This is a genomic window from Streptomyces sp. NPDC097595 (assembly GCF_044761525.1).
GTDB lineage: Bacteria > Actinomycetota > Actinomycetes > Streptomycetales > Streptomycetaceae > Streptomyces > Streptomyces drozdowiczii_A.
This window is the reverse complement of sequence record NZ_JBIWCN010000003.1, coordinates 142,344-151,994: the sequence shown is the minus strand read 5'-3', so window position 1 is coordinate 151,994 and position 9,651 is coordinate 142,344. Positions and strand designations below refer to the sequence as shown.

The following is a 9,651-nucleotide window of genomic DNA, read 5'->3' as shown; positions in this document are numbered from 1 at the left end:
CCTGCGTTGTTTGTGTTTTGGGTCCTTGTGCGTTCTCCTGGCGGGGGCCCCGCGTCCGCGGCCGCCCGGCCGCCCGCCGGGGGGGGGCCCCCCCCCCGGGGGGGGGGGGGGGCCCCCCCCTTCCGCGAACAGCGGACTTGGGCGCCAACGGCCATGGTCGCCGGTGGGGCCGCCGTCCCCGCACGCGCGGGGAGCACTCTTCCTGACCTGCGGCTTTATCTCGCGTGCGCGTGGTTTCTGACCACTTTCACCCACTCCGGCATAACCGCCCCAAGGTCAACACAGCCGACATACGACTCAAGCGTAGGACAACACCCGCTCTCTCGAACCCCGTTCACCGCAACCACCCACCTCACCCCTCCACCCCCACCCGGTACACCACCTTCCCCTCCACCACCTCAAAGCCCAGCGCCCCGTAGAACCCCAGAGCCTGCACGTTGTCCGTGTCGCCCATCCACTCCATCCGGCTGCACCCGGGACGGGCGGACGCCACCGCTCGGAGTTCCGCCATCAGGTGGGCGCCCACGCCCCCTCCCCGCCACGGTTCACTGACGTACAGCTCCTTCAGGAACAGCGCATGCGTCGTCCCCCTCGCCGGCCAGAGGAACGAGTACGCGGCCATCCCGGCCAGGGTCCCGTCGCCCGGGTCCGCGACCAGTACCTGAGCGAGGGGGACCGGGCCGAACAAGGACTCCTCGATCTGGGTGTGGCGTTCCGTGAGCGGCTGGATCTCCGTGGCTCCGTAGAAGCGTTCGATCTCCTCGATCAGGGCCGCGAGGGACGGGCTGTCGTCGCGTCGGGCGGGGCGGATCGTCATCGGCATCGGGCGTCTCCATCAGCGGCGGTTCTCGTACGTGCGCCTCCCGCGCGCACCGCATGTGACGATGCCCCCCATGGGCTTCCACCTCAACTGCGTCCTGGCGCTCGACGCAAGCGTGTTGCCGCTCTACGACCTCGTCATCCCCGGCGGTTCCGCCTACGCCCCGCGCACCGGCGACCCCGCCCTGCCCGAAGGGTGGGTGCTTCCCGCCCCCTGGGAGCTGGAGCACGCCGTCAGCGGCCTCGCCTACGAGGGGCAGCGGCTCGCGCCACCCGCGCTGGACGCCTGGCGCGACGCGGCGGGCGTGCCCGCGAAGCCCGATCCGCTGGACGCCTTCGACTACACCGACCTCGCGCTGGGGTCGTTCCTCAGCCTCGCCGCGCCCGTCGTCGTCATCAGCGACAGCACCTTCGGGGGGCAGCTTCTGTACGAGTACGCGGCCGCCTTCCGGGAAGGCAGGCTCGTCGCGGCCTGTGGTGTCGACCCTGACGAGGGCAAGGCGTTCCGGCTGGACGGCGGGGTTTTCCGGGCTGCCGATCCCGCCTCCGTCGCGCCCGTCACCGAGTGCGCCGGGCAGGTCCACGACGGACTGCGCGGGGCCGATCTCTTCCGGGGCTACCTCCCCCGCAACGCGAACCACGAGGGGCGGCGCCGTCACGAGGCATGGTCCGGGCCGATGCCGTCCGTCGATCCCGCCTGGCACACGCACTTCCCGCTGCTGGACGGCGACCGCCGGGCGGCGGAACACGTCCTCGGCCGGCCCCTCGGCCAGACGTGGCCGGCCGGGGCATTGGCACCCGGCAGCCGGGTCGTCGTCGTGCGCGACGCGGACTGGGACGGGCCGTGGCAGGCCGCCGAGTTCTCCGGGGCCATCGACGCCATGGCCGCGCCGGAGCCCAACTGCCATCCCCAGGCACGCGAGGGCGAGTTGGTGTACTGGGTCGCCTTCGACTCCCCGCAGTACACCGGCGACGGGGACGGGCCGTTCCGCAAGGCGCAGGTCTGGGGGCGGTATGTGCAGGTCGAGCCGTAGTCCGCCCGCGCACGGTGCCCGGCTGATCGCCCCTCACCGGGGGCGCCGGGGCGTTTCCGTCCGTGACGCCGAGCAGGCCGACGGCTCGGGCTCTCCGGCCCGGTCGTACCGGCCGCTGGTACGGGACCACGCCACCCACTGGCGCGTGGCGGCGGGCGCGTCCCGTTCAGGCCAGGTTCTTGTGCATGACGATGCACGGCCTGCCGTGGGCCAGGTCCTGACGCCGGTCGATCTCGCGCCACCCGAGGGACTTCCAGAAGGCCAACGCATCCGGGTTGTTCTCAAGTACGGCAAGCCGGAGGCCACTCCGCCCCTCGGCCCGAAACCGCTCCTCGACCAGCCCGACGAGCCGCCGCCCGATCCCCGTACGGCGGGAGCGGCTGTCCACCATGAGCAGCCCGATCCAGGGCAGACCGTCCTTCGGATGCCGACGCAGCAGACAGACGACCCCGACGAGCCGCCCTTCCCCACTGCGCGCGAGCAACACCTCGCCGCCCTCCGTGGCGACCTCATCCCGCAGATCGGCCTCGACCTGCGCCGCCTGGATGTCGTCGGGGTCGTACTCGCCTGCCGCACGCCAGTAGGCCGGGTTGCCGGCGTAGAGGGCGACGACGTCGCGGATCTCCTCGGGGGTGAAGCGGAGGGGGTGGAGGGTGAGGGGGTGGGCCGACATGTCGGTCAGGGTACGGGGCGCTGCCCGCCGTCCCCGCGAGGTGCGGGGAGCGGTAGGCCTCGCGGCCCAGCAGACCGGTGAGCGGCGGGGCATCCCCGCGATCGCGGGGAACGGGACTCGGGGTTCGCGATCGGGCCCACGATGAGAGGGCATCCCCGCACGTGCGGGGAGCACCGGCATAACCGCCCCACCGCTTACACAGCAGGCATGCATCGCCACCCTAGGCCAACAACCCGAGCCACGCCCCTCGTTCACCCTCCCCCAAGCCCCGTCCCGCCCATGTAAGGTGCCCGGATGATCGTCATCCCGGAGGAGTTCGCGCGGACCACCGTCGAGCGCGAAGGCAGCACCGGGGCGCGGTGGCTCGGCGAACTCCCCGGCCTCGTCGCCGACTTGCTCGACGCCTGGGGCTGCGTCCCCGACGGCCCCCTCACCCACGGCGGCGTCGGCATCATCCTCCCCGTCCGGCGCGACGGCACACCCCCCGCCGTGCTCAAGGTCTCCTTCCCGCACCCCGGGAACGACCACGAGCCCGACGCCTTCGCCGCCTGGGGTGGGCGTGGGGCCGTAAGCCTCTACGAGCGGGACGACTCCCGGTACGCGATGCTGCTGGAGCGGGCCTCGACGGTGACCCTCGCCGCGGCCGTCGACGGGGACGACGTGGTCGTCGTCGCCGCGCGGCTCGGGCGGCGGCTCGCCGTGCCCGCGCCGCCCGGGCTGCCCCGGCTCAGTGAGCGGGCCGGGGAGTGGGAGGACGGGCTGCGCACCGACGACGTCGAGTTCGCGCACCCCCTGCCGCGCCCCGTGCTCGATGCAGCCCTCGCCACCGTAAGGGAGTTGGGGCGAGCGCAGCCCGACACGCTCGTCCATGGCGATCTGCACGGGCGGAACATCCTGCGGGCCGAGCGCGAGCCCTGGCTCGCCGTCGACCCCAAGGGTAAGCACGCCAGTGTGTTGTGGCGCTACCCTCCATGACTGAGGGCATCTTGCCAGTTCAGAACCCCAGACCAAGGGCCCGACGAGCAACAGAGCTGTTGCCCTGCCCCTCAAGAACCATCATGCGTGACGCCACCCGGCAGTGGCTGTCTACAGCAAGACCTTCCGTTCGTCGGCCTTGAGACCGCGCAGTGTCCACAGCCCGTACACGGCCAGCAGCGGTTTGACGACCATCCACTCGCCAAGGCGGTAGTCATCCGCGCGCACCAGCCTTTCTGCAAGATCGGGGCGCTGCCGCCGCAAGTAGGCACGAGCCTTGAGTGCGTGAGCGGGTTGGGAGGCGATCTTGATACGGTCCACGCCTTCCACCAATGGAATGATGTTCGTGATGTTCTCCCACGTCGTCGCACTCTGGTCTTCGAGGAGCACCGTGCCGTCGAACGCAAGCACCGACTTCGCGTAGTCAGCCATCAACTGTGCCTCCGTGCCGCTGATGCGGGTCGCACCGCCGCTGAAGATCACGCAGGTCTCATACGCACCGCCTTCAGCGATGGAGCGAAGTCCGGCCCGGACTCGCCATCGGTTGATCAAGTTCGCAGTCGTTTGGGGATTCCGGTACCCCAACACCACCACGGCCTCGGATGCGCCTCCGTTGTTCCCAACGAGAAATCGAGACCAGCGCCAGTTCAACCACTCGCTCCAGGCCAGAGCTGCAACCCCAGCTATCACCAGTCCTGCCCCTCGTCGCATGCGGCGATACTAAGGGCTGCTCGGTGGCGGTCTCGAAGGGAACCAGCCGCGCCACAAACGCCGCAATCTGCCAGGAGCTCCTAGTCGTGGGCTGGTGGCCGATGGTTCGGCCGACGCCTTCCGGCCCAGGTCAGTGTGTCTTCGGCCTGGGCGGCCAGGGTGGTGACGAGGTCGGCTGCGGAAGGCAGACCGGTGATGCGGTCGACGGCTTCGCCCGCCCAGACCGGCAGAGGTGGAAAGGCCAGAGCTGCGGCCACGCCACGCCCATCGCCGATCCCACCGGCCGCCAGCACCTGTACCGGCGCCGCGAGATCCACAACGAGCGGCGCAAACGGCAACGTGGACCGCCCGTGCCGTGCACCGTGCCCACCGCTCTCGGTCCCCTGCGCCACGATGATGTCAGCGCCTACCTCCACGGCCCGCTTGGCCTCGTCCATATCGGTGACCTGAACGATCAGAACTGCGTCCGACCTGCGGATCTGGTCAACGAACGGGCCCGGTTCGCCGAAGGACAGCATCACCGCTGCAGGATCGAACTCCAACGCCTACTCAATCACGTCGGCATGAACCGTCCAGGTCAGGAAACCGACACCCCACGGATGGCCCGTGCTCTCCGCGACGATCGGCAGCTCGCGCTCCAGCCACGCCCGGTCCCCGTACCCACCGCCCAACAGGCCGAGACCGCCGGCCCGGGAGACGGCCGCGGCCAGCGCGCCTCCGGCCGAACCACCCATCGGGGCCAGCACGGTCGGGTCCCGCACGCCCAACAACTCTGTCAACTCCGTCGACAACGCCATGGCCCCGTCATCGTTCCACTCCCAACGGACAAGCCATGGGCCAAGGCTGGACACCGCCGCGAGGCACCACGCCGACTCACCAGCCCGTTGACGATTGCGCGTTGTGAAATCCGCGGTCGGCTGCCCCCGCTGAGTGGCCCCGCGCACGAGAATCCGGCCTGGCCACCAGCGCTCGATTCTCCCTACCCTCCGAAGGCATCATTACGTGTCCCGCCGACGGCGGGGCAGAGTGCGGACCTTGGCGGCCACTGCGTCCCGTCCGGTGACTGCGGCGTGTTCCAGGGAGAGCAGGTTGAGTGCTGCCGCATAGGTCTTGAGCCGCTTCTCCAGGAACCGGCAGTGGGCCTGCAGGTCGGCGTACTTCGCCTTCAGCTCCTCGTAGGCGTCCGCCGATCGGGCCTGTGTCGCTCTGTTCGCCTCGTCCTTGGCCACGTGCTCTTGGAAGAGGTCTTTGAGGTCGGTGTGCTGATGGGTGAGGTTCCAGCGTTTGACGTTGGCTTCGACGGCGAGTTGGGAGACGTTGAGGCGGCCGGTGGACCGGTGGGGTGTACCGGCGAACAGACGGTTCATCGCGGCGAGAATGGCTCTCCGGGTCGCGTCCGTCTCGTGGTCGAGGGGGAAGACCGTCATCGGGTGTCCCTTCCGTGTACGTCGAGGATCGCCTGCAGCCGGGCCAGTTCGTGCCGTTCGCGTTCATGGCGGATGGGCGGGGCGAGAGGGTCGGAGACGATCTCTTCCAGTTCGGCCACCTGGTGCTTGACGTATTCGATGTCGCGGTCGGTGCGCGCGAGGTTGGGGCACCTGGGTCGGCAGTCGTCGGTGTCCGGGGTGACCAGAGGGTCGTCGATGGTGCCTCTCAGTTGACAGGCGGCCGTGGTCGGGTTCAGGACGCAGGTCATGCCACGGCCGTGGTGAATCTGCAGCAGGGGGTTGCCGACCAGGTCGCGGGCTTGGCGCTCGCTTGTGAGGACACGACCGGCGAACTGGCGACTGGCCTCGGTGACGCGATGGCGGTAGGTGTCGGCGGCGGGGCCGCTGACGTGTTCTCCTTCGACGAGTTGCTGCTCGTCCTCGGCCAGGCACTCAAGGCGGTAGAGCCACTCCTCGAAGGCGTATTCGTCGGGAAAACCGGAGTCGTAGTCACCGGCGTACCCCTGGAGCATTTGAGTGTGGGCATGGCCGTACTGGATGGAGGCGGCGATCAGCCCGCGGGGACGGCGCCGGATGAACCAGGCGAGGGTGCGGCGGAAACGGCCGACCGTGAGCCGTCCTCGTTCGTCGTCAGGGATCTGGTCGGTGCGTCCGCGCCGGATGCATTCGGCGTTGACCCAGGCGGTGAACGCGGCCAGGTCCGCGGCAATCCGCTGGTCGTTGCGGGCCTCCCCCAGCCGTCTACTGCGCCTTGATCGCCGACGAAAGGGTTCGATCTTGGCGGGGAACAGCAGTTGGTGGGGGTGAAGGCGTTCAAGGACGGCAATCGCGTGGGCGACCGGTTCGATGATGACCCAGGGGTCGGGCCGCATCTGCCCTTCGGGGAGCTTGTTGCCGTCCTGGTCCACGGCGCCCTTGAAATAGAGGCCGGTCATCAACCAGAGGCCGGTGGCTTGATCGCGTTCGACGCACCCACGTCGCAGATTGAGAACCTCCCCCGCTCTCGCGCCGGACAGGTAGGCGACGACGATGCAGCAGGCGGTGCTCAGAAGCCGGGCGAACTGCGGAGCCTCTGCGTAGGTGAACCGGTTCTCGCGCCAGGGGCGTCCCTCCAAAAGACCCACGACAGAGGCGTCGAGATAGATGTGCTCGCTGATCGGCAGGCCCGACTCCAGCACCAGGCGGCCGGTCGCGGTCTTCCTGAAGGCGGACGAGCAGCTGAGGATGGCAGACAGGTGCGTCCAGGCGATCTCCAGCTGTCCGTCGTCGCGGCGTCGCCCGGGAAGTCCTTCGCCTCGCCGTTCCAGCTCCTTCAAATAAGCGACGACTCGTGGTCCCAGCTCGCCTGTCCGGTGCCGGTGAGCCTGTGGCCCCCCGCCCGCGTTCTTTCGGTCAGGAAGGCGTCCGTGCACATCGAGATACTCGCTGTGGGCGATGAGGATGTCCTCAGCGAAGTCCTCGACGAACCGGATGGCCCAGATCAGCAGCATCTGCATCGTGGGCTCCCCGATCCGCCGGGTGCGGTTGGCCCGCGGCGTGCAGGGACGGTCGAGCAGATCCCTGGTGTCTGCACCACCCCAGGGAGGAGAGTCCGGGAGCCGCATTGTGGACGGCAGGATGTGCCGGTGGGCCCAGAGCCTGCGGATCTCGGTGAGCCGCCGGTAGCAGCGTTCCAGAGGAACTTCGTGATCCAGCAGGGCCACGAGGTAGTCGTCCAGCAGGGCGTTCGTGACCTGGCTGAGCTCGGTGACGCCTTGCTCCGCAAACCATTCCAGTACGAACTTCATCCCGTTGAGGAACGCGTTCGCGACCGTCCTGACCGCGATGCGGCCGGTACCGGCCCGCCGGAACGCTCTGGCTTCCGCGTGGTTCAGGAGTTGCCAGACATAGAACTTCGCCGCGAGCCGCATCTCGATGGACAGCAGCGTGAAGTTCACGACCATGGACGACATGTGGTCCTCAAAGACTGCCGGGTTGAGATCCCAGCAGTCGTCGCCGAACCGGGAGAGCTTGGACAGGTCCGTGCCTGGCCGTAGATCTCTGTTCAGCAGCACGAGCGTGTCCAGTGTCGGTGCCATAGTGCCGTCTGGGAGATCTCCCCAGTCCAGGATCGGTGCGAGAGCGGTCATCGCAGATCAAGCTCCCGGTTCAGGAATCGTTCGACGAGGGCCCGATCGGCGTCGGTGGCGTCACGGCGAGCATCCGCGACGGCGGCTTCGTCGGCTTCGGCCAGCAGGTCGGCCAGACGGGCGAGCGGTCCTGCGAATCGCCGGGCCCACTGCAGTGCGTCCATCTGCTCCCGGCGCTCGGAGAGCCGGTCGTGGACCAGGACCTGGATGGGTAGATGTCTGGGAAGTGCCCGGGCGCATTCGCAGTCGAGACAGAGCATGAACGAAGCTGGGCAGGGCGTCCCCGACGGCGCATGCGGGCTGTTCTTGTTGTCGGTACACGCGGTCATGACCGTGTCGAGTTCTCCCGCGACCATCTTCTTCAAGATCATCGGATCGAGACCATGTTCGAAGGCGACCGCTTCCGGGTCGGTGCGTGTCCGTTCGACATCGTCAGCGGACATCACCGAGACCGATCCGCGAGCGCGGGCCTTGGCGGCTTCCTCGGTGAGTGCCGCCGCGACGACTTTGCGGTATTCAGTGACGTTGCCTCGGTTGCGGAGCAGGTACTGCGTCGCCGCCGTCTTCTCCGTGTGCGCCACCGGCCTCTGGTGCAGTTCGATGTAGGTCAGTCGCAGCAGGCTGAGGGTCAACGTCAGCGGAACTGGCTTGCCGTCGTCGTCCGGCTCGTCCTTCATCAGTCCCCACGCCGAGGCCCGGTCACCGATCAAGCCGCTGGTCCGGTTGATAGGTCGCAGTCCGCGGCCTTGCTCCCGGCCCCCCGAAGCGCAGTAGCCGACCAGCAGCAGGTTTCCACCGGCCAATGCCCGTGACCGGACGGTCAGTTCATGCAGCAGCGTGTAAAGGCCGAAGGGGGTGTGCAGTTCGTCCCGGGTTGTCATTTCCTCCGGCTGGTCCGGGATGCTGATCCAGTCCGGGACCTGCGACAGGGCGAGGTTCATGTAGGCCCGAGGGCCTCGGCGGGGTTTGACCAGGTCCACGATCGTTGTGCCTGTCCTTCCTGTGTAGCCGTCAGCTCGATGGTGGGCCGCCGGCGCCTTGAAGATGACGTCAGGGTTCTCGCCCGTCAGGACCCCCAGCAGGATTGCTCCGGCGACGAGTTCCTGGGCGGTCAGATGGAGCCATGAGACGACTTCCGGGGCACTGCCATGGCCGTTACGGGAGATCCAGCGCAGCGGCACGTCTGTACCCGCGTCGCGGCCCGATTCCCTTCGCTTGCGAGGAACGTCGCCGAACCGGTCCACGCAGTCCAGCAATTCGAGTCGCTCGGCCAGAATTCGGTCGTTGCCGATCTCGACCTCGCCCTGACGAAACCGATGCAAAAGATCACGATTGGCCCTGATGCGCTGTGCTGCGGCCCTCAAGTCGCCGCGGGCGGCGTCCGCGATCCGTTTGAACTCGGCGCGGCTGTAACCCTCCTTCGGCTCGGCCGGCGGCTTTGGCGGCAGCGGCGCGGCCAGCCGCCCGGCCAGAGGGCTGCTGATGCCGTCCGTGCGGATCAACAGTTGCTTCAGGTCGGAGATCTCGCCTCTCACCGCGCGAGGGAGATGCTTGCGGGTCTCGTAGAACCCGTCGATGTGCCCGGGCGTCAGGTGCGAGACCTCACGTGGCGGCCAGGGCAGAGTCCGCAGGTAGCGGTCGAACTGCACCAGGGACCAGTAGTTCTTCTCCGTGGAGTGCAGCGAGGTCAGACCAGCCCCGGGGGCAGTGCGCTTGACGAAAGCGGCTGTGAGGGCGTCCTTCAACCCCGGCGCCATTGTCAGGACGGACAGGTCGTAGTCAGCGAACTCGTCGCCGTTCTGGCTGAAGCACCGCACCATGAGCCGACCGTCGCTGCTGGTGAACAAGCCCCGCCGTGTCCT

At 68.5% G+C, this 9,651-nt stretch carries 7 protein-coding genes and 2 pseudogenes; 2 read left to right on the top strand and 7 right to left on the bottom strand.

Annotated elements, in window-relative coordinates:
• Positions 1-352: 352 nt before the first annotated feature.
• Positions 353-823 (bottom strand): GNAT family N-acetyltransferase, encoded by a 471-nt coding sequence (locus tag ACIQZN_RS05610; RefSeq protein ID WP_403988659.1) that lies wholly within the window; start codon positions 821-823, stop codon positions 353-355.
• Positions 824-893: 70 nt separating this feature from the next.
• On the opposite strand from ACIQZN_RS05610, the gene ACIQZN_RS05605 reads away from it, so the two are divergent.
• Positions 894-1,853 carry a hypothetical protein gene (locus ACIQZN_RS05605; protein WP_403988657.1) on the top strand — a complete coding sequence of 320 codons (960 nt, stop codon included), beginning with the start codon at positions 894-896 and terminating at the stop codon, positions 1,851-1,853.
• Between the two features lie 166 nt (positions 1,854-2,019).
• On the opposite strand, the gene ACIQZN_RS05600 is transcribed toward ACIQZN_RS05605, so the two are convergent.
• Complete coding sequence (locus ACIQZN_RS05600) at positions 2,020-2,526, bottom strand: GNAT family N-acetyltransferase (RefSeq protein WP_403988655.1); 507 nt, start codon at positions 2,524-2,526, stop codon at positions 2,020-2,022.
• A 294-nt stretch (positions 2,527-2,820) separates the two neighbouring features.
• On the opposite strand from ACIQZN_RS05600, the pseudogene ACIQZN_RS05595 reads away from it, so the two are divergent.
• Positions 2,821-3,465 (top strand): annotated as a pseudogene (locus ACIQZN_RS05595) (aminoglycoside phosphotransferase family protein); the annotation flags it as partial.
• A gap of 147 nt (positions 3,466-3,612) precedes the next feature.
• Here the strand turns inward: ACIQZN_RS05595 and ACIQZN_RS05590 are convergent.
• From ACIQZN_RS05590 to ACIQZN_RS05570, 5 genes and pseudogenes are all read right to left on the bottom strand, one after another.
• The gene (locus ACIQZN_RS05590; protein WP_403988653.1) at positions 3,613-4,212 is read right to left on the bottom strand and encodes a YdcF family protein; all 600 of its coding nucleotides are present in this window, start codon (positions 4,210-4,212) and stop codon (positions 3,613-3,615) included.
• Between the two features lie 80 nt (positions 4,213-4,292).
• Positions 4,293-5,009 (bottom strand): annotated as a pseudogene (locus ACIQZN_RS05585) (nitronate monooxygenase).
• A gap of 201 nt (positions 5,010-5,210) precedes the next feature.
• On the bottom strand, positions 5,211-5,639 hold the full coding sequence (locus ACIQZN_RS05580; RefSeq protein ID WP_403988651.1) for a hypothetical protein: 429 nt from the start codon (positions 5,637-5,639) through the stop codon (positions 5,211-5,213).
• Positions 5,636-7,789 (bottom strand): hypothetical protein, encoded by a 2,154-nt coding sequence (locus tag ACIQZN_RS05575; protein ID WP_403988649.1) that lies wholly within the window; start codon positions 7,787-7,789, stop codon positions 5,636-5,638. The genes ACIQZN_RS05580 and ACIQZN_RS05575 overlap by 4 nt, the downstream gene beginning before the upstream one ends.
• Positions 7,786-9,636: a hypothetical protein gene (locus ACIQZN_RS05570; RefSeq protein ID WP_403988647.1), complete on the bottom strand. Its 1,851-nt coding sequence runs from the start codon at positions 9,634-9,636 to the stop codon at positions 7,786-7,788. Before ACIQZN_RS05570 ends, ACIQZN_RS05575 begins: the two co-directional genes overlap by 4 nt.
• Between the last annotated feature and the right edge of the window lie 15 nt (positions 9,637-9,651).